This is a genomic window from Achromobacter sp. FW305-C-28, from assembly GCF_058783235.1.
Genome location: NZ_JBYSYL010000009.1, coordinates 110,096 through 128,797, shown reverse-complemented (window position 1 = coordinate 128,797; position 18,702 = coordinate 110,096). Strand labels below are relative to the sequence as shown.

Annotated in this window: 17 protein-coding genes and 1 riboswitch; of the genes, 9 read left to right on the top strand and 8 right to left on the bottom strand. The window is 67.2% G+C overall.

Annotated elements, in window-relative coordinates:
• Positions 1–21 precede the first annotated feature (21 nt).
• On the bottom strand, positions 22–2,649 hold the full coding sequence (locus AC3WMR_RS21415; RefSeq protein ID WP_492264844.1) for a GDYXXLXY domain-containing protein: 2,628 nt from the start codon (positions 2,647–2,649) through the stop codon (positions 22–24).
• A gap of 62 nt (positions 2,650–2,711) precedes the next feature.
• Here AC3WMR_RS21415 and AC3WMR_RS21410 point away from each other — a divergent pair, with 62 nt between their 5' ends.
• From AC3WMR_RS21410 to AC3WMR_RS21390, 5 genes are all read left to right on the top strand, one after another.
• Positions 2,712–5,366 (top strand): DNA topoisomerase III, encoded by a 2,655-nt coding sequence (locus AC3WMR_RS21410; protein ID WP_492264843.1) that lies wholly within the window; start codon positions 2,712–2,714, stop codon positions 5,364–5,366.
• 137 nt (positions 5,367–5,503) lie between these two features.
• Positions 5,504–6,562 (top strand): ABC transporter substrate-binding protein, encoded by a 1,059-nt coding sequence (locus AC3WMR_RS21405; protein WP_492264842.1) that lies wholly within the window; start codon positions 5,504–5,506, stop codon positions 6,560–6,562.
• Positions 6,562–7,332, top strand: coding sequence for an ABC transporter ATP-binding protein (locus tag AC3WMR_RS21400; protein WP_492264841.1), 771 nt, complete (start codon positions 6,562–6,564; stop codon positions 7,330–7,332). Before AC3WMR_RS21405 ends, AC3WMR_RS21400 begins: the two co-directional genes overlap by 1 nt.
• 7 nt (positions 7,333–7,339) lie before the next feature.
• Positions 7,340–8,194: an ABC transporter permease gene (locus tag AC3WMR_RS21395; protein WP_492264840.1), complete on the top strand. Its 855-nt coding sequence runs from the start codon at positions 7,340–7,342 to the stop codon at positions 8,192–8,194.
• 14 nt (positions 8,195–8,208) lie between these two features.
• Positions 8,209–8,988, top strand: a complete 780-nt coding sequence (locus tag AC3WMR_RS21390; protein WP_492264839.1) for an SDR family oxidoreductase — start codon at positions 8,209–8,211, stop codon at positions 8,986–8,988.
• A 151-nt stretch (positions 8,989–9,139) separates the two neighbouring features.
• On the opposite strand, the gene ilvB is transcribed toward AC3WMR_RS21390, so the two are convergent.
• Complete coding sequence (ilvB, locus tag AC3WMR_RS21385; RefSeq protein WP_492264838.1) at positions 9,140–10,960, bottom strand: biosynthetic-type acetolactate synthase large subunit; 1,821 nt, start codon at positions 10,958–10,960, stop codon at positions 9,140–9,142.
• 93 nt (positions 10,961–11,053) lie between these two features.
• On the opposite strand from ilvB, the gene AC3WMR_RS21380 reads away from it, so the two are divergent.
• Complete coding sequence (locus AC3WMR_RS21380; protein WP_025141110.1) at positions 11,054–11,524, top strand: Lrp/AsnC family transcriptional regulator; 471 nt, start codon at positions 11,054–11,056, stop codon at positions 11,522–11,524.
• Positions 11,525–11,537: 13 nt separating this feature from the next.
• Here the strand turns inward: AC3WMR_RS21380 and AC3WMR_RS21375 are convergent, their stop codons facing one another.
• A complete protein-coding gene (locus AC3WMR_RS21375; protein WP_025141111.1) occupies positions 11,538–12,458 on the bottom strand; it encodes a bestrophin family protein in 921 nt (306 codons plus the stop codon).
• A gap of 104 nt (positions 12,459–12,562) precedes the next feature.
• Between AC3WMR_RS21375 and AC3WMR_RS21370 the strand changes: the two genes are divergently transcribed.
• Both AC3WMR_RS21370 and ribB read left to right on the top strand, forming a co-directional pair.
• Entirely contained in the window at positions 12,563–13,099 is a 537-nt protein-coding gene (locus AC3WMR_RS21370) for an SET domain-containing protein (RefSeq protein WP_492264837.1), read from the top strand.
• Positions 13,100–13,163: 64 nt separating this feature from the next.
• Positions 13,164–13,317, top strand: a riboswitch (FMN riboswitch).
• 111 nt (positions 13,318–13,428) lie between these two features.
• Positions 13,429–14,148, top strand: coding sequence for a 3,4-dihydroxy-2-butanone-4-phosphate synthase (gene ribB / locus AC3WMR_RS21365; RefSeq protein ID WP_492264836.1), 720 nt, complete (start codon positions 13,429–13,431; stop codon positions 14,146–14,148).
• Between the two features lie 85 nt (positions 14,149–14,233).
• On the opposite strand, the gene AC3WMR_RS21360 is transcribed toward ribB, so the two are convergent.
• Positions 14,234–15,445, bottom strand: a complete 1,212-nt coding sequence (locus tag AC3WMR_RS21360; protein ID WP_492264835.1) for an MFS transporter — start codon at positions 15,443–15,445, stop codon at positions 14,234–14,236.
• A gap of 150 nt (positions 15,446–15,595) precedes the next feature.
• Between AC3WMR_RS21360 and AC3WMR_RS21355 the strand changes: the two genes are divergently transcribed.
• A complete protein-coding gene (locus tag AC3WMR_RS21355) occupies positions 15,596–16,282 on the top strand; it encodes a TetR/AcrR family transcriptional regulator (RefSeq protein ID WP_175192259.1) in 687 nt (228 codons plus the stop codon).
• 37 nt (positions 16,283–16,319) lie between these two features.
• On the opposite strand, the gene AC3WMR_RS21350 is transcribed toward AC3WMR_RS21355, so the two are convergent.
• The 4 genes from AC3WMR_RS21350 to AC3WMR_RS21335 form a co-directional block, all read right to left on the bottom strand.
• A complete protein-coding gene (locus tag AC3WMR_RS21350) occupies positions 16,320–16,832 on the bottom strand; it encodes a nucleoside 2-deoxyribosyltransferase (protein WP_492264834.1) in 513 nt (170 codons plus the stop codon).
• A 6-nt stretch (positions 16,833–16,838) separates the two neighbouring features.
• Positions 16,839–17,408: a flavin reductase family protein gene (locus AC3WMR_RS21345; protein ID WP_492264833.1), complete on the bottom strand. Its 570-nt coding sequence runs from the start codon at positions 17,406–17,408 to the stop codon at positions 16,839–16,841.
• Between the two features lie 15 nt (positions 17,409–17,423).
• Positions 17,424–17,885, bottom strand: coding sequence for a nuclear transport factor 2 family protein (locus AC3WMR_RS21340; RefSeq protein ID WP_025141118.1), 462 nt, complete (start codon positions 17,883–17,885; stop codon positions 17,424–17,426).
• 189 nt (positions 17,886–18,074) lie between these two features.
• Positions 18,075–18,686, bottom strand: a complete 612-nt coding sequence (locus tag AC3WMR_RS21335; protein ID WP_175217699.1) for an NAD(P)-dependent oxidoreductase — start codon at positions 18,684–18,686, stop codon at positions 18,075–18,077.
• Positions 18,687–18,702 lie beyond the last annotated feature (16 nt).

Here is an 18,702-nt window from a genome sequence, read left to right as displayed (position 1 = left end):
CGCGTCACCGCGGCCCGTTTGCTACAGCGGCTGCAAGTCTTCTCCCAGCATCCGCACCAGCAGCGCTTCGCCGTTTTCCGCCACACGCAGTTCGCCGAACTTGGCGACCTGGTAGCGTTCGGCCTGACCTTCGGGGAAGAAATAGGCGTTGGTGACGATGCGCACGCCGTTGTCGCGCACGCGGTAGCGCAGCGGCACTTCGATATCGGCGTGCGGCTGCGCATCAGGCTGGATGCGCACGGCCTGCGACACGCCGCGTGCATCAGCGGTCAGCATCACGTAGCCGTCGGGCTCGAAGCCCGTGACCGAGTCGCCGTCCTGGCGCTCGCCGCCCAGCCGCATCCGGGTGACTTCGCGGCCCGCGGCGAAATTGAGCGCCATGTAGTCGCCCTGCATCAGGGACCGGGGGTCGACCGGGGCCAGCTCCAGGATCACGACCTTGCCGGTGGCCAGCAGTTTTTCACGCTGCCAGATGCCGCCGTTGGCCACCACCAGCACCAGCGCCAGGCCACCCAGGATGGTCAGGGTGCGCCAGCGCAGCGCGCCGGACACCGGTGGCAGGGGCACGCGGTGCGAAGGCGCCTGGGTGCGCATCAGGCGCGGCACCAGCCACACCAGGCCGCGCAGCACGAACAGCAGCACCGCCGCGCCGCCCAGCCACCGGGCTTTTTGCAAAAGCGGCACGTCCAGCTGGTAATAATAGATACCCAGATAGGCCAGCAGGCTCAGCACGCCGAACAGCGCCACCCGCGGCTGGTTCATGCCAAAGCCCAGCAGCAGCCAGGCCAGCGCGAAACCCACGCCGGGGCTGGGCAGCCAGAACAGGGCCAAGAGCAACAGGGCAATCGGCACGCCAACGGTCACGCCGGCCGTCAGCACGCGGCGGCGCGGCCACAGCACCGCCAGGGCCGCGGCCGCGGGCAGCAGCGCGCCCGCGCACACCAGCACCGCGGTCGGCGCGTTGACGTGCCACATGGCCGGCAGTTGCATGACGGACAGGCCGCCGGCCAGCCAGACCATGCCCTGCACCGACAGCAAGAAGGCCCAGGCCAGCGGTTGCAGCGCGTGGCCGCGCTTGCCCCCCAGGCGCCGGCCGACGGTCAGGAGCACCGCCGTGGCCCATGCGCCGGTCACCGCGATCGGCAGCCAGACGAAGGTGGCGGCCCCCAGGTCAAAGAAGCGCAGTAGCGTGTCCAGCATGTCCCGGCGCACCAGTTCCGGCGCCAGGCTGCGCCAGATCAGGCCGGCACCGGCCAGGGCGATGAGCAGGCCGCTGAGAAAGCGCAGGATCACGTCCGGCCCCAGCACGTAGACCGCCGTGGCCATCGCCAGCACGAACAGGCACGCATTGCCGAACGAAGCCGAGTCGGACATGCCGTAGATGATGAGGATCTGCCCGGCAAAGGCCATGGCCGTGCCGCACTGGCGCCAGAACGGCCCCGCGTCGCTGCGCAACACCGCCACGCCGGCCGCGCACAGCACCAGCCCGGCGATCAGTGCGCCTTCCTCTGAATTGATCACGCCGGAGAACGCCACGAACACCAGCAGCAGCAAGGTCGCCAGCCAGGCGCTCAGCCCCAGCAGGCTTTGCACGTACCAGGGCGGTTCAGTGTGCGGGACGGCGGGCGGGGCCAGTTGGGCCACCGGTTCGCCGGCATCGGCGGGGTCGACCGCATTGCCGGCCGACGCGGCGGCCGGTTCAGGGTCGGCCGGCGCCACGGCCGCTTGCGGCGGCTGGGCCAGCCCGCGCAGCCAGCGGGCCGCCCAGACGGCCTCGGCCATCAGCAGCGCCGCCAGGGGCAGGGCGGCCCAGACGCCGGGTTCCAGACGCAGCAGCCATTCACCCACCACCCGCAGCGACACGCAGATAACGCCAGCGGCCAGCATGGCCAGAATGACCAGGTCGCGCCGTCCCCGCTGGTAGTAAAAGCCCAGACCCAGGGTGACGGCCAGCCAGGCGATGCCACTGGTGACGCCTGCGCTGCGGCCGATGAAGGCGTCGGACATCAGCGACATCACCAGCACGCTGATCACCAGTGCGACCAGGACGCGCGGTCCGACGAGCGTGCTGGCACGCCAGCGACGGGCGGCGATTTCCCAGCCCAGCAGCATCACCAGGTTCAGGGCGGCGATGAACAGGCTGGCCAGGCCAGGCCCGCCCAGGATCAACCACCAGGTGAAAGCGCGTTCGCCCAGCCACAGGACCAGCGCCACGTTCATCACCAGCGCCCACAACAGCCAGACGGCCTGGCTGGCGGCGGCCAGTGCCCAGGGCAGCAGCAGGACCGCCCACCAGGCGAACAATTCCCAGGTATCGGCGCCAGTCTGGTAAGTTTGGCCTAATAACGCGAGCAGGGCGCCAAGCAACATGCCCGCCAAAGCCAGCAGGGCGCCGGGAATGCTGCGGCGCACGCCAGGGGTGCCGCGAAGGCGCAGTCCGGCCCAGGCGGCGACCAGCGCGCTGACGGCCAAAAGGCCTTGCACGCCGGCAAAGCGCTGCACTTTTGTCATGTCTTGCCAGTTGGCCGCCACCCAGCAGACGGCGGCGCTGCCGAGCAGCAAAACGCCCAGCCACAGCGTGCTTCGCGCCAGGAATTGACGCCAAGCGTGCAGTTCGGATCCCGCTTGTCTTTCAGTGCCGACTTGCATCTGGCGAATCTCCGATCTTATTATCCGCGCTACTAAGGCGGGACTACCGCCACTGGATACACATGAATAAAACGCTGATTATTGCCGAGAAGCCCTCGGTGGCCCTTGATATATCACGCGCCTTGGGAGGCTTTGCGCGCGAGGGCGACTATTTTGAAAGCGAACGTTACGTACTCGCGTCCAGCATAGGCCATTTGCTGAGCCTGGTCGCGCCCAACGATCCGGTCAAGGGAAAGTGGAGCTTCACGCACCTGCCCGTGATTCCGCCTGAATTCGAACTGGGCCCGACCGACAAGAAGTCGGCCGAGCGCCTGAAGCTGCTGGTCCGCCTGGCCAAGCGCAAGGACGTCGATGCCATCATCAACGCCTGTGACGCGGGACGAGAAGGCGAACTGATCTTCCGCTACATCATTCAGTACGCTGGCGTGAAAAAGCCGATCCAGCGCCTGTGGCTGCAATCGATGACGCAGGCCGCCATCCGCGAGGCCTTCGCCAACCTGCGTGACGACAGCCAGCTCAAGCCGCTGGAGGCCGCCGCGCGCTCGCGCGCCGAAGCCGACTGGCTGGTGGGCATCAACGGCACGCGCGCCATGACCGCCTTCAACAGCAAGGACGGCGGCTTTTTCAAGACGCCAGTGGGCCGGGTGCAGACCCCCACGCTGGCGATCGTGGCCGAGCGCGAAGAGCGCATCCGCCGCTTCGTGCCGCGCGACTATTGGGAAGTACGTGCCACCTTCGTGGCAGCCGCCGGCCTGTACGAAGGCCGCTGGATCGACCCGGATTTCAAGAAAGACGACCGCGACCCCGAAAAGCGCGAATCGCGCCTGTGGTCGCAGGCCGCCGCCCAGAGCGTGGTGGCCGCCTGCCGCGAACAGCCGGGCAGCGTCACCGAAGAATCCAAGCCGTCGACCCAGATGTCGCCGGCCCTGTACGACCTGACGTCGCTGCAGCGCGAAGCCAACGGCCGCTTCGGCTTTTCGGCCAAGACCACGCTGGCACTGGCCCAGACCCTGTACGAACGCCACAAGGCGCTGACCTACCCGCGTACCGATTCGCGCTACCTGCCCGAGGACTACATCGCCACGGTGCAGGAAACCATGCGGGCGCTGGCCAAGGGCGGCTCGAACGCCGTGGGCGGCCTGTCGCGCCACGCCGAAACCGTGGTCGGCCAGCACTGGGTCAAGCCGAACCGCCGCATCTTCGACAACAAGAAGGTGTCGGATCACTTTGCCATCATCCCCACGCTGCAGATCCCGCACGACCTGAGCGAAGCCGAGGCCAAGCTGTACGACCTGGTGCTCAAGCGCTTCTTGGCCGTGTTCTTCCCCGCGGCCGAATACCGCGTCACCACCCGCCTGACCGAAGTGCAGGGCCACCGTTTCCGCACGGACGGCAAGGTGCTGGTCAACCCGGGCTGGCTGGCCGTCTACGGCAAGGAAGCCCAGGGCGAGGATGCCAACCTGGTACCGGTGGGCGACGGCGAGACCGTGCGCACCGAAGACGTCGAAGCCGTGGGCCTGACCACCAAGCCGCCGGCGCGCTTTAACGAAGGCACGCTGCTGTCGGCCATGGAAGGGGCCGGCAAGCTGGTGGACGACGAGGAACTGCGCGAGGCCATGTCCGAGCGCGGCCTGGGCACGCCGGCCACCCGCGCCGCCATCATCGAAGGCCTGCTCAACGAGGTCTACCTGCGCCGCGAAGGCCGCGACCTGGTGCCCACCGCCAAGGCTCGCCAGCTGATGACGCTGCTGTCGGGCCTGGACGTGTCGGAACTGACCTCGCCCGAACTGACCGGCGAATGGGAACACAAGCTCAAGCAGATCGAGCAGGGCGCGCTGGACCGCCAGGCCTTCATGCGCGAGATCGCCCAGATGACCCAGGTGATCGTCAAGCGCGCCAAGGAATACGAGCGCGACACGGTGCCCGGCGACTACGCCACGCTGCAGACGCCGTGCCCCAAGTGCGGCAACGTGGTCAAGGAAAACTACCGCCGTTACGCCTGCACCCACTGCGACTTCTCGATCGGCAAGCACCCGGGCGGGCGCACGTTTGAGATTCCGGAAGTCGAGGAATTGCTGGCCAAGCGCGAAATCGGTCCGCTGCAAGGCTTCATCAGCAAGATGGGCCGGCCGTTCGCCGCCATTTTGCGCATCAGCGACGAGTTCAAGCTGGAATTCGACTTCGGCCAGAACGACGAAGACGACAACGAAGCGGTGGACTTCTCGGGCCACACGCCGGTGGGCAGTTGCCCCAAGTGCCAGTCGCGGGTGTTCGAGCACGGCATGAGCTACGTCTGCGAGAAGTCGGTCGGCCCTGAAAAGACCTGCGACTTCCGCTCGGGCAAGGTCATCCTGCAGCAGGAAATCTCGCGCGAGCAGATGGAAAAGCTGCTGACCGACGGCCGCACCGACCTGCTCGACGGCTTCGTGTCCAGCCGCACGAATCGCAAGTTCAAGGCTTTCCTGGTGCGTCAGCCCGACGGCAAGATCGGCTTCGAGTTCGAACCGCGTCCGGAGAAACCCGGCCGCGGCCGCGCGCCGGCCAAGACGGCAACGAAGACCGCCACCAAGACGGCGGCCAAGACCGCAGCGAAGAAGGCCCCGGCCAAGAAGGCGGCCGTGAAAAAGGCCGCCACCAAGACCGCGACCAAGACGGCAGCCAAGACCGCCGTCAAGAAAGCGGTGAAGAAGGCCGCCCCCAAGAAGACGGCGGCCTAAGCCCCCACGCACCGCACGCTTGCCGCGTGCGGCGCCAGCAAAACGCCCGGGCGACCGGGCGTTTTCCATTGTTGGACCGGAACCGCTGCGGTATTGTTTCGCCAAACAGCTGCAACCCAATCAACGCCGAGGATGACATGCGCAATCGCCCTGACTTCACCACCCGCCGCCGTGTGCTGGCCGCTGCCGGCGCGCTTGCCGGCGTCAGCCTGCTCGATGGCCGCGTGGCCTTTGCCCAGCCCAAGCTGGGCCGCGTCGTCTACGGCCAGGGCAGCATCGACCCGTTCTTTGCCGCGGGCTACGTGGCGCTCAAGAAGGGCTATTTCGGCGATGCCGGCCTGGAAGTCGAGTACCTGAATTCGCAGAGCGGCCCGCGCACCAACCAGCTGCTGGCGGCCGGCCAGATCGCGTTCGGCGCCACCGCCGCCACGGCCGCCCCCGCGCTGACCCTGGCCGGCAAGCCCGCCACGCTGGTGTTCGGCTTTGACCGCAAGCTCACCTATGCCAACGTCATCGTGCGCCGCGAAGACTTCGACAGCGGCAAGATCAAGTCGCTGAAAGACCTGGCCGGCAAGCGCGTGGGCGCCACCCAGCCGCAGTCCAGCACCTGGCTGATGGCGCTGTACCTGATGCAGAAGGCCGGCGTGGCCGACAAGGTCGACATCCGCCCCCTGGGCGACCTGGCGACCATGCTGGGCGCGCTCAAGACCGGCTCGGTGTCGGCCAGCATGGCCACCATGTCGATGATGGAACAGGCCCGCCAGGAGGGCTGGGGCGTGCCGATCTTCGATGCCACCACGGAAAGCTCGTGGAACGAATTCATGGGCGGCGACGTGCCCGGCATTGCCGCGTTGACGCTACAGGACACCATCCAGAAGCGCCCGGAAACCGTGCAGGCCTTCGTCACCGCGCTGGTGAAGGCGCAGGATTTCATCTCGGGCCACAGCGCCGCGGCCGTGGCCGACGCCATCTACGACGACTACCTGAACGCGTTTCCGCGCGCGGCCATCGAAAAAACGCTGGGCGTATACCAGGAAACGGTGTTCCTGAAAGATAACCTGATCACGCAGGACGCCTACGACCGCATGACGGCCATCATGGGCGACGGCCGCCAGTTCTCGAACGACGAGATCAAGACCGTGCCCTACGCCAAGTGCGTTGACATGAGCTTCGTGCGCCGCGCGCGGGGGCTCTGATGATCACGCTGGACAGGGTCGGCAAGGCCTACCAAAGCCGGCAGGGCACGACCCACGCGGTGGGCGAGGTCAGCCTGGAGATCGCGGCGGGCGAGTTCGTGTCCATTGTCGGCCCGTCCGGCTGTGGCAAGAGCACGCTGCTGAACATGATTGCCGGCTTTCTGCCGCCCACCACGGGCCAGATCCGGGTCGATGGCCGCGTGGTCGATGGCCAGGTGCCGCCGGCGCTGGGCTACATCTTCCAGAAAGACACGCTGCTGCCGTGGTTCAGCGTGAAAAAGAACGTGGCCCTGGGCCTGAAATTCCAGGGCGTGCCGCCGGCCCGCATCGCCAGCCGCGTCGCCGACCTGCTTGAACTGGGCCACCTGACGGCCTTTGCCGACGCCTTTCCGCACCAGCTGTCGGGCGGCATGCGGCGCCGCGTGGCGCTGCTGATGAGCCTGGCGGTGGAACCGCGCATCCTGCTGCTGGACGAGCCCTTTGGCGCCTTGGATACGCACACCAAGACCCACCTGCACCGCGAGCTGATGGAGATCTGGCGCAAACTCGGCCAGACCGTGGTGCTGGTCACGCACGACCTGGACGAAGCCATTTTGCTGTCGGACCGGGTGGTGGTGTTGTCCGGCCCGCCCAGCCGCGTGCTGCTGGACGAGCGCATCCGCATTCCGCATCCGCGCGACGTCTTCACCGTGCGCGAAACGCCGCAGTTCGTCACCCACGTGCAAAGCCTCTGGAGCGTGCTGGGCCAGCAGTTCCGCGCCGCCGCCTAGGTCTTCCATGAACGCTACCCCTATCGCCGATTCCCTGCAGGACCAGCTGCGGCTGGACCGCCGCGCCAGCGCCGCGCGGCGCGTGCGCATCACGTTGTGGCAGGTGCTGATCCTTGCCATCATCCTGGGCTCGTGGGAAACGCTGACGCGCATTCCGTGGTTCACGCAGAACACCCTGTTCGACCCCTTCTTCATCAGCCAGCCGTCGCGCGTGGCCGTGCGGCTCTGGGAATGGCTGCAACCCGGCCCGCGCTCGGTCTGGCCGCACCTGTGGCTGACGCTGCAGGCCACGCTGGTGGGGCTGGTGGTGGGCGTAGGCAGCGGCTTCATCGTCGGCATGACGCTCAGCCGCAGCCGCTTTCTGGCGGATGTCTTCAACCCCTTCATCGTGGCGTTCAACTCGATGCCGCGCATTGCCTTCGTGCCGCTGATCACCATGTTCTTCGGCCTGGGCCTGGCGTCCAAGGTGGTGACGTCGTGGTTCGTGGTGTTCTTCCTGGTGTTCTTCAACACCTACAAGGGCGGACGCAGCGTCGAACGCGAGCTGGTCGACTTCTGCCGCACGCTGGGCGGATCGCCGCGGCAGATCCTGTGGCGCGTGCGCATCCCCACGGCGGCGGCCTGGACCTTCGCGGCGCTGCCCAACGCCATCAGTTTCGCGCTCATCGGCGTGGTGCTGGCCGAATTCGTCGGCTCGACCACCGGCATGGGCTATTTGATGATCACCGCGCTGGCGACCCTGAACGCCACCGACATGTTCGCGGCCGTCACGCTGCTGTCCATCGTCGGCATCGCGCTGGTGTATTGCGTAACCTGGCTGGAACGGCGGCTGCTGCACTGGGCGCCGGAGTTCCGCGAATGAACGGAGCCGCCCCCATGACTGCCTTGCCCTACCTGAAACAATTCGACCTGAGCGGCCAGGTCGCGCTGGTGACCGGCTCGGCCCGCGGGCTGGGCCTGTGCATCGCCCGCGCACTGGCCGGCAGCGGCGCACGCGTGCTGATCAACGGCCGCAATGCCCAGGCGGTGGACGCCACCGTAGCCAGGCTGCGCGCCGACGGCCTGGATGCCCATCCGCTGGTGTTCGACGTCAGCAACGACGCGGCCCTGGCGCAGGCATTCGAGCGCATCGACCGCGAGCACGGCCGCCTGGACATCCTGGTGAACAACGTGGGCGCGCGCAACCGCAAGACGCTGGCCGACGCCAGCGCCGCCGAGATCCGCGAATTGATCGACACCGACCTGGTAGCCGGCATCCTGCTGGCCAAGCTGGCCGCCGAACGCATGGTGCGCCAGGGCGGCGGTCGCCTGATCGCCATCACCTCGGTCGTAGGGGAACTGGCCCGTGCCGGCGACGCCGTCTACCCGGCGGCCAAACAGGGCCTGACGGGCCTGGTGCGGGCGCTGGCGGCGGAATTCGGCGGCCGCGGCATCACCAGCAACGCCATCGCGCCGGGCACTTTCGCCACCGAAACCAATGCCGGCATGGTGGCCGACCCCGACTTCGGCCCCCGCGTCGCGGCGCGCAACCCCACCGGCCGCTGGGGCGAACCGGAAGAGATCGCGGGCGCCGCGGTGTTCCTGGCCTCAAAGGCCGCCTCGTACGTCAACGGCCACGTGCTGGTGGTGGACGGCGGCTTGTCGATCCAGTTCTAAACGGCAACCCGAATTAGACGGCGAATCGAAGGACCGCACGCCGCGAGCAATTTGTTTTCACCTGCTCGCCAGAAAAGCCGCCCGGCCGCCCGAAGGCCGGGCAGCCCCCTCGGGGGGCAGCAAGCGCGCGAAGCCGCGCGCGGCGTGGGGGTCAACCCTCCTCTTGGTACCAGACGCCTTCGGCCAGCATCATCTTCTGGTGGCCGTGGCCGGCGGGCATCATGGGGAAGCAGTTTTCCTGCGCGGTGACCGCCACGTCCAGGAAGTAGGGACCGTCATGCGCCAGGCACTCGGCCAGCGCGGCGTCCAGCTTGGCGGGGTCGTCCACCCGGGCTGCGCCCCAGCCGAACGCGCGCGCCAGCGCCACGAAATCGGGCAGTGACGCGTTGTAGCTGTGGCTGTAGCGGCCGCCGTGGATCAGTTCCTGCCACTGGCGCACCATGCCCATGTAGCCGTTGTTGCACAGCACGACCTTGACGGGCGCCTGGTGCTGCATGGCCGTGGACAGCTCCTGGATGTTCATCAGCACCGAGGCGTCGCCGCTGACGCACACCACTGTCTTGTCGGGATGCGCGATCTGCGCGCCGATCGCGGCCGGCACGCCGTAGCCCATGGTGCCGGCGCCGCCGGACGTGAGCCAGCGGTTCGGCTGGTCAAAGCGCAGGTACTGCGCCGCCCACATCTGGTGCTGGCCGACGTCGGTGGACACGATGGCGTCGCGGTCTGCCAGCACCGTATTCAAGCGCGACATCAGGTGCTGCGGCAGGATCGCATCGGCGGCCGGCGTGTAACCCAGGCAATCCTGGGCGCGCCAGGTTTGCACCCGCGCCCACCAGGGCGCCAGGCGGGCCGGGTCCAGCGGCGTGTCACCCAGTTCGGCGTGCAGCGCGCGCACCAGCGGCAGGCAATCGCCCACCAGCGCCACGTCCACCCGCACCACCTTGTTGATGGATGCCGGGTCGATGTCGATGTGGATCTTGCGCGCATGCGGGCAGAATTCGGACAGCTTGCCCGTGATGCGGTCGTCAAAGCGGGCGCCGATGCACACCACCAGATCGGAATTGTGCATGGCCAGGTTGGCTTCCACGGTGCCGTGCATGCCCAGCATGCCGACAAACTGCGGATCGGACGCCGGAAACGCCCCCAGGCCCATCAGCGTCAGCGTGCAGGGCGCACCGCTGGCGCGCACCAGCTCGGTAAACGCCGCGCAGGCCTCGGGGCCGGCGTTCACCAGGCCGCCACCGCCGTAGAAGATCGGCCGCTTGGCCTGGGCGATCAGCGCGGCCGCGCGGCGCACGGCCGATTGCGGCAGCTTGGCCGCCAGCTTGCCCGCCTGGCGCCGGGCGCGCAGCGCGGCCAGCTTCTGCTGCGACGGCGCATACGAGTCATCGTCGGCATCGCGCGGCACGGCCAACTGCACGTCTTTGGGAAAGTCCAGCAGCACCGGACCGGGCCGGCCCTGGCGCGTCAGTTCGAAGGCGCGGGCGGTCACGGCCGCCACGTCGTCCACCGCGCGCACCTGCGTATTCCATTTGGTGACCGACCGCGAGATGCCGATGGCGTCGCATTCCTGGAAGGCGTCGGTGCCGATGGCCGCCGTGGTGACCTGGCCACTGATGCACAGCACCGGGATCGAATCGCACATGGCATCCAGCAAGCCGGACGTGGTGTTGGCCATGCCGGGGCCGGACGTGACGAACACCACCCCAGTACGGCCGGTGCTGCGGGCGTAACCCTCAGCCGCATGCACGGCCGCCTGCTCGTGGCGCACCAGCACGTGGCGCAGCCGCGGCTCGGCGTACAGGGCGTCGTACAGCGGCAGCACGGCCCCGCCGGGATAGCCGAACACGGTATCCACGCCGTGCGCAATCAGCGTATCGAGCAGAATCTTGGCCCCGTTGGCAGGGGGCAGTTCAGGGGCGGCAAGCGCGGTGACGGCGGAGGGGTGCAGGCGATCGTTCATGCTATCCATCTTAGGGGCAAGTCCGAAGAATTTTTATCTTCTTTTCCACGAATTGCCGCCAAACGCAGTAAATTTGTCTGCAAATCGGAGGGATTGAAGAAAATGAACCTGGACAAGTTTGATTTGGCGATTCTGCGCGTGCTGCAAGAGAACGCCCGCGCCAGCCTGAACGACATCGGCGCCGCCGTCGGCCTGTCGTCTACGCCGTGCTGGAATCGGATCAAAAGAATGGAAGCCGCCGGCGTCATCCGCGGCTACACCGTCGACATCGATCCGGCCAGCCTGGGCTTCATGGACACCGTCATCGTCCACGTCACCCTGGAAAGCCACAGCGAAGAAACGCTCTATGAATTCGGCCGGGCGCTGGCCCAGATCCCCGAAGTGCTCGAAGCCTTCCTGGTCTCTGGCGACTACGACTACTACATCCGCATCGCCGTGCGCGACACCCGCGACTACGAACGGCTGCTGCGTGAGCAGCTTTATCGCATCCCCGGCATCCGCCACAGTAAATCCTGCTTCGTCTTGCGCCGCCTGAAGGAAACCATGCTGCCCTTGACCGGGCCGGCCACCTGAGCGGGCTGCGCCCTTAGCGCAACACGTAATCCACCGGCTTGGCCGGCTCGGGTAGCGGCCGCACGCCCAGCCCTTCCAGCAGGTCCGTCTCGATCACCCGGGCCAACGCCGACAGCGGCAGGTCGTTTTCCTCGAGCCCGAACGGATCTTCCAGCTCGTCGCCCAGCGCATCCAGCCCGAAGAACGTATACGCAATGATCGTCACCGCCACCGGCATCAGGTATTCCAGCGTGCCCACCAGCCCGAACGGCAACAGCAGACAGAACAGCCACGCCGTGCGATGCAGCAGCAGCGAATACGCAAAAGGCGAGGGCGTGAACTTGATCCGCTCGCAAGCCGCCTGGATCGCCGCGCACTGCGCCACCCGCTGCGTCAGCCCCTGGTAAAGAATGTCGCTCAGTTCCCCGCGCCGCAGACAGGCCGCCAGGTCCCGGTTGATCGCCATCAGCAGCGCGTCCGGCACATTGCGGCAACCGGCCAGGGTCTCCAGCTCGTCCGGCTGCACCCACGGCTGCACCGCCGCCACCATGTCTTCATCGCGCAGCCGCGCCGCCAACGCATAGCCAAAGCCGATACAGCGCCGCACCAGCCTTTCCTGCAACGGATTCGCCGTGCTCGCCGCCAGCAGCACCGCGCTTTCGCGCGCCAGGCTGCGCGCCTGCACGATCAGGTCGCCCCACTGCTTGCGCGCTTCCCACCAGCGGTCATAGCAGACGTTGTTGCGAAACCCCATGAACACCGACAACGCCAGCCCGAACAGCGAAAACGGCACCGCCGACAGATGCGTCGGCGAAAACCATTGCCGGTGATACATCCACACCACCACGCACGACAGCAGCGTGATGACAAGAATCCGGCTGAAGATGCGGGGAATGATGGAGCCGCGCAAAACAAAGAACAGAGCCAGCGCGGAAGGACGCGGACGGACGATCATGGTGCGTATCGGTAAGGAACAAGGCGGCGCTCACTATACGCCTGTCATCCCGTCATGAGCACGCCGATATAATTCTGTTTCGTCTCACCGCCTACCCGCCGCCAATGACCTCCGAAGACACCCCCATCAAGCCCTGGCACGTCGTGCGCCGCTCCAAGCTGCACGGCAACGGCGTCTTCGCCGCCCGCAAAATCCCCGCAGGCACCCGCATCATCGAATACGGCGGCGCCCGCATCAGCGCCAAAGAAGCCGACCGTCGCCACCCCACCAACCCCGACGATCCCTTCCACACCTTCTTCTTCGCCCTGAGCTCCGGCCGCGTCATCGACGGCGGCGACGAAGGCAACGACGCCCGCTGGATCAACCACTCCTGCGACCCCAACTGCGAAGCCCAGGAAGGCAAGCACGGCAAACGCGTCTACATCGTCGCCCTGAACGACATCCCGCGCGGCACCGAACTGTCCTACGACTACGGACTGGTCCTGGACGGCCGCATCACCAAGGCCCTCAAACAAGGCTACCGCTGCCTGTGCGGCACCCCCCCGTGCCGCGGCACGATGCTGGCCCTGCCCAAGAAAAAGAAAAAGAAAGAAGCCGAGCAAGAAGCCACGCCGCCAGCACAAAGCCCACACCCGCAATAAGCATATTCTCCCCCCCTTCGAAGACAGGCGTAAAATCAACAAGTCGTGAAAAACACGACAAGCAGTACGTCTTCAGGGCGGGGTGCAATTCCCCACCGGCGGTAAGCCATGCAATGTGGCAAGCCCGCGAGCGCCCGGCGTCCACCAGGACACCGGGGTCAGCAGATCTGGTGAGATGCCAGAGCCGACGGTCATAGTCCGGATGAGAGAAGATGTGCCGTCACATAACCAGCTGCCCGGGCCGTCAAGCGCCTGGCCAGCGGCTTTGCGTTCGGCTGTCGAATAGCCCTGAAACGTTTTTCGCCCCCTTAATCCGCGAGAGCGTTTCAATGTCCAACACCATCGTCACCCAGCAGTCCCCCATCCCCAGCCTGGCTTCCCAGCCCTTCGCCGTGCGCCTGCAACGCGCCCTGCATCACCTGCGCCTGGGCCGTCCCGTCATTCTCATGGATGACTTCGACCGCGAAAACGAAGCCGACCTCATCGTCGCCGCCGACAAGCTCACCGTGCCCGTCATGGCCCAGCTCATCCGCGACGGCAGCGGCATCGTCTGCCTGTGCCTGCCCGGCGAAGTCCTTGACCGCCTTGACCTTGCCCCCATGGTCCAGCGCAACCAGAGCCGCTTCGCCACTGCCTTCACCGTTTCCATCGAAGCCCGCGAAGGCGTCAGCACCGGCGTGTCCGCCGTCGACCGCGTCACCACCATCCGCGCCGCCATCTCGCCCACCGCCCAAAGCGACGACATCGTCAGCCCCGGCCACGTCTTCCCCCTGCGCGCCCAGGCTGGCGGCGTTCTCACCCGCCGCGGCCACACCGAAGGGTCCGTCGACCTCGCCACCCTGGCCGGCCTGCGGCCCGCCGGCGTGCTGTGCGAACTCATGAACGCCGACGGCACCATGATGCGCGGCGCCGCCCTTGAGCGCTACGCCGCCCAGCATGGCCTGGTTGCCCTGACCATCGCCGAACTCGCCGACCACCTGCAACGCCTGCGCGACGGCCAGGCCGAAAGCATCGACGACCAGGTCCTGGAAATGGCCGCCACGGTCTGACGAAAAACGGCGCCCGCACAAGCGGGCGCCGTCAACGATGCATCAAGCAACGTGCGGCCACATCAATCGGCCGCCCCGCCTCTTGCTACGGAGCCGCCACCCGGCCCCGCAAGGCCATGGCCACCGCCACCGCGCCCAGCGCGCACGCGCCCCCCATCGCATACACCGCACCGTAGCCCTGATAGCCGGCCAGCCACCCGGCCAGCGGACTCGCGATACCCAGCGCCACGTCCAGGAACGCCACGTACGCCCCCATTGCCGCGCCACGGCTTGCCGCTGGCACCCGCCGCACCGCCTCCACCCCGAACGCCGGGAAGGCCAGCGAATAGCCCGCGCCGCTGAGCAACGCGCCCGCAAACGCCCAGACTGGCGTCGCGCTCGTCCAGATCAGCCACTGGCCCACCGCCTCGATCAACACGCACACCAGCGCCACCCGCGCGCCGCCCAGCTTGTCAGGCAAACCGGCAAAGAACACCCGCGCCAGAATGAAGCCGCCGCCGAACAACGTGAACATCCACGCCGCACCGCTCCAGCCGCGTTCGGCGAACAACAGGCTGATGAACGCCGTGATCACCCCGAAGCCCACGCTGGTCAGCGCCAGGCCCAGGCCGGGCAGCAGCACCAGCCCCAACACCCGGTAAAACGGCGTACGCACGCCGCCCGTCGCGCGCACACCGCGTTGCGGCAGCACCAGCGCCAGCGCCGCCACGGGAATCAGCACCGTCGCCCAGGCGATGCCGCCAAAACCCGCCGCACCAAACAATCGCATGCCGGCCGGTGCCCCCAGGCCGAACGCGGCGTAGATCGCCACGCCCACCCAGGCCATCACGCGGCCCGCGTTCTGCGGCCCCACGCGGCCCACGCCCCAGCTCAGCGCGCCGGTGACGATCAGGCTTTCTCCGCAACCCATGATGGCGCGGCCGGCCATCAGCGCGGCCAGCGCCGCCTGGGGCTGCTGCTGCGCCAGGCCATCGGCCAGCAGATAGAACAGACCCGCGAGCGAGCCCAGCAGAAAGCCCACCACCACCGCAAGCTTGGCGCCGCGGCGGTCCGCCAGCGACCCCGAATAGGCGCGCGACAGCAGCGCCGCCGCGAACTGCATGCCGGCCACCACGCCCACCATCAGCGCGCCTTGCGCCAGCACGCCGTCCACGTACAGCGGCAGCACCGGCATCGGCAGGCCCACCATGAAAAAGCCGACGAAGACGGCCAGCGCCAGCGGCAGTATCTGCATGAAAACGGGGCGCGCGACCCCGCCGGCCGCGGGCATGGCCCCGGCCGTCGATGAATTCGACATAGGTATTCCTTGAAAGGGAGAAGTGCAGCGAGATGCCTGGCCGCCGGAATCGGCGATGGCATAATCCGCCAGTACAGGGCGGACTCAAGCTGCCTGCCAGAAATTTTATGAGCCAACGCTCAGGTTTGAAACTCGCTTTCCCCGAACTCCATGACCAGCATCCCGCAGCCCCGTAAATCGCCGCGCCAGCAGCGGTCGCAGCAGACGGTCGAGACCATTCTGCAAGCGACAGCTCGCGTTCTGGCCGAACATGGCTACGCCGGCACCAATACCAACCTGATCGCCGAGACGGCGGGCGTCAGCGTCGGTTCGCTGTACCAGTACTTTCCCAACAAGAATGCGCTGATCGCCGCGCTGCACGACCGCCACGACAACCAGATGCTGGATGTCATCGACCAGGCGCTGCTGGGCAACCCGGCAGCCACCCTGCGCGAGCGCGTCGCGGCCATCGTCGGCGCCTCGCTGCATGCGCATCTGCTCGAGCCCGCGCTGCACCGCGTGCTGGAACGCGAATTCCCGCTGTTCGACCAGCCGCGCGACCACAGCCGCGCCGACCAGGATATCCACCGGCGCATGCGCCACCTGCTGGAATTGCACCGCGCCGAGATCGCGCAACACGATCGCGAACTGGCTACGTACGTGGTGCTGCGCATCATCGAATCGCTGGTGCATGCGGCCGCATTGGAGCCGCCGGCCGGCTTCACCCCGGCGCAGCTGGAACAGGCGGTGGTGGATGCCGTGATGGGTTACCTGGGCACGCCGCAGGCGGCGGCCCCGGCCAAGCCAGCTCGCAAGACGGCAGGCAAGGCCGCGCGCGGCGCCAAGGCGCAGGCTTGACACCCGGCGGGCGCATCGCGCCGCCCGCCTCCCTTATTCACGCGGGATCTTGCCTGGCCCGCGCCATGCGGGCCAGGCAATCGGCAGCGTCGCCCACCACGATGTGCGCGCTGCACGCCAGCATCAGGTTCAGGTTCATGCCGAAGTCTTCGACGGTGAACCCTTGCGCATCCACGGCACGTGAAGCGTCGTCGGCGGCCACGCCCACGGCGGATTGTTCGAGCAGGCTGCCGGCCTGCGAGGTATAGCCCCATACCGGCTTGCCGCAGGCAATCGCGTAGCCGACCTCGAACGCCGTGCCGGAATCGGGCTCGGCGCCGCGGAAGGGGTTCAGGTTGGCCATGACCAGGTCGGCCCGGCGGATCATCGCCACATTGGCGCGGTAGATCCATTGCGCCAGCGGCGCGCCGGCCAGGCCGGGCGGCGGCACATTGTCCAGCGGGTACAGGCCTTCGAAACCATAGGTGGCCACCAGCGCCTTGAGCCGCTGGCCGTGCGCCACGGCATCCGGCAGGAACACGTCGAAACCGGCCAGGTAGACGCGGCGCATGGCGGGTTATTCCGGGTCGGTAACGGTGAACGCTTCGCCGGTGGCGAAGAACGAGCCGCCCGCCAGGTAGTGCACGGACCGGCGCGAATCATCGTTGAAGTGCCAGCGGTTGCCCGAAAACACATCGGGCGCGGCCCACGCGGCCACGACTTCGCCGATGAACAGGTCGTAGGCCTGCTGGTTGTGCGGCTCGGGCACGACCTTGCATTCCAGCCAGCCCAGGCAGCCCTCGACCAGCGGCGCGCCGATCTTGCTGGCGGCAAAGGTGGACAGGCCCGCGGCCTGGAACTTGTCGGCGTCAGTGCCCGAATGCGATCCCACCTGCAAGGTGGCCTGCGCCTGGGCGCGTGACGGAATGCACAGCGCGAATTCGCCCGAGGCCTCGATCAGCTTGCGGGTGTAGGTGTTCTTGTCCACCACCACCAACATCTTGGGCGGGCTGAAATCCAGCGGCATGGCCCAGGCGGCGGCCATGACGTTGCGCTCGCCGCCGTGCGCGCTGGTGACCAGCACGGTGGGGCCGTGGTTCAGCAGCAGGTAGGCACGGGGCAGGTCGACGGGTTCGATGGCGGACATGGGGGCCTGTGAAAACTAGAACATGCCGTTCTTGTTGGCGGGGTTTTCCGGGATTTCCTGGCTGACGTCCCAATGCTCGACGATCTTGCCGTTTTCGACGCGGAAGATATCCACCACGGCCTGGCCGCGGTCTTCGGGCGATTCTTTCCACAGGTTGTGGATGACGACCAGATCGCCTTCGGCGATCACGCGCTTGATGTCGACCGTGGCCTGCGGATGCTGTTCGAAGTAATGGGGGAAGAAGTCCACCATGGGTTCGACGCCGTCGCGCATGTAGGGGTTGTGCTGCGTGTAGTTGTTCTTGGCGACATACAGGCGCACCGCCTCGTCGATCTCGCGGTCCTGGAACATCATGCGGAAAAACGCCACCACGATGTCCTTGTTCGACTGCGGGGCGGCCGCCTGCGCCGGCGCAACCGCCAGGCAGCTGGAGGCCAGCAGCATACAGAGGGCCAGCGATTTCAACTTCATGCTCATACAACTACTCGGGTCGTGACGCCTGGTGGCGGCCTGCCAGTTTACAAACAAATGGGGACCATTCGACCCTACTGGCAGCGCGGCATTGGCGCAAAACGAAGCCCCCTTGGGGCGCAAGGGGGCAACGGGGCGGCGGCTATCGCGCGCAAACAACACTGGCGGCGATGCCGCCGAAATCGCTTGCCCGGGTCAGTAGCCCACGGTAAAGCGGCGGCGCGAGTGCTTGGGCGTCTCGATTTCGTCGGCCAGGGCGATGGCGTAGTCTTCCATCGAGATCCAGCTCTTGCCGTCATCGTCGGCCAGCAGCGAGTCGTCGCCGATGCGGAACGTGCCGGTGCGTTCGCCGGGTTCGAACAGGGCCGAGGGCGACAGGAACGTCCAGTTCAGCACTTTTTCCTGGCGCAGCGTGTCCAGGAACACGACGCCCGCGCGGGCCTCGGGCTTGTAGGCGTCGGGGAATTCGGGGGTGTCGATCAGCATCTTGCCGGGCGCCACTTGCAGGCTGCCCGCGCCGCCCACCACCAGCAGGCGCGGCACGCCGGCGTCTTTCACGGCGGCCAGCAGCGGCTTGGCGTCGGCCGACACGAAACGCGAGGCGCTGACCACGGCATCGTGGCCCTTGAGCAGCGGGGTCAGGCCTTGCGGGTCGGTGGCGTCGCCCTGCTGGATGGTCAGGCCGGGCTGGGGATTGACGTCGCCCAGGTTACGGGCGATGCCCGTCACCTGGTGGCCACGCTTGAGCAATTCGTCTGCCACGCGCGAACCGACGCGGCCGGTAATTCCGATCAATGCGATTTTCATGGTCTTGCTCCTTGGA

Coding starts and splice junctions, on each gene's coding strand:
- AC3WMR_RS21395 (WP_492264840.1), top strand. CDS start 7,340: ATGAACGCTACCCCTATCGCCGATTCCCTGCAGGACCAGCTGCGGCTG.
- AC3WMR_RS21350 (WP_492264834.1), bottom strand. CDS start 16,832: ATGCGCCGCGTCTACCTGGCCGGTTTCGACGTGTTCCTGCCGGATGCC.
- ilvB (WP_492264838.1), bottom strand. CDS start 10,960: ATGGATAGCATGAACGATCGCCTGCACCCCTCCGCCGTCACCGCGCTT.
- AC3WMR_RS21355 (WP_175192259.1), top strand. CDS start 15,596: ATGACCAGCATCCCGCAGCCCCGTAAATCGCCGCGCCAGCAGCGGTCG.
- AC3WMR_RS21345 (WP_492264833.1), bottom strand. CDS start 17,408: ATGTCCGCCATCGAACCCGTCGACCTGCCCCGTGCCTACCTGCTGCTG.
- AC3WMR_RS21400 (WP_492264841.1), top strand. CDS start 6,562: ATGATCACGCTGGACAGGGTCGGCAAGGCCTACCAAAGCCGGCAGGGC.
- AC3WMR_RS21410 (WP_492264843.1), top strand. CDS start 2,712: ATGAATAAAACGCTGATTATTGCCGAGAAGCCCTCGGTGGCCCTTGAT.
- AC3WMR_RS21380 (WP_025141110.1), top strand. CDS start 11,054: ATGAACCTGGACAAGTTTGATTTGGCGATTCTGCGCGTGCTGCAAGAG.
- AC3WMR_RS21340 (WP_025141118.1), bottom strand. CDS start 17,885: ATGAGCATGAAGTTGAAATCGCTGGCCCTCTGTATGCTGCTGGCCTCC.
- AC3WMR_RS21335 (WP_175217699.1), bottom strand. CDS start 18,686: ATGAAAATCGCATTGATCGGAATTACCGGCCGCGTCGGTTCGCGCGTG.
- ribB (WP_492264836.1), top strand. CDS start 13,429: ATGTCCAACACCATCGTCACCCAGCAGTCCCCCATCCCCAGCCTGGCT.
- AC3WMR_RS21390 (WP_492264839.1), top strand. CDS start 8,209: ATGACTGCCTTGCCCTACCTGAAACAATTCGACCTGAGCGGCCAGGTC.
- AC3WMR_RS21375 (WP_025141111.1), bottom strand. CDS start 12,458: ATGATCGTCCGTCCGCGTCCTTCCGCGCTGGCTCTGTTCTTTGTTTTG.
- AC3WMR_RS21370 (WP_492264837.1), top strand. CDS start 12,563: ATGACCTCCGAAGACACCCCCATCAAGCCCTGGCACGTCGTGCGCCGC.
- AC3WMR_RS21415 (WP_492264844.1), bottom strand. CDS start 2,649: ATGCAAGTCGGCACTGAAAGACAAGCGGGATCCGAACTGCACGCTTGG.
- AC3WMR_RS21405 (WP_492264842.1), top strand. CDS start 5,504: ATGCGCAATCGCCCTGACTTCACCACCCGCCGCCGTGTGCTGGCCGCT.
- AC3WMR_RS21360 (WP_492264835.1), bottom strand. CDS start 15,445: ATGTCGAATTCATCGACGGCCGGGGCCATGCCCGCGGCCGGCGGGGTC.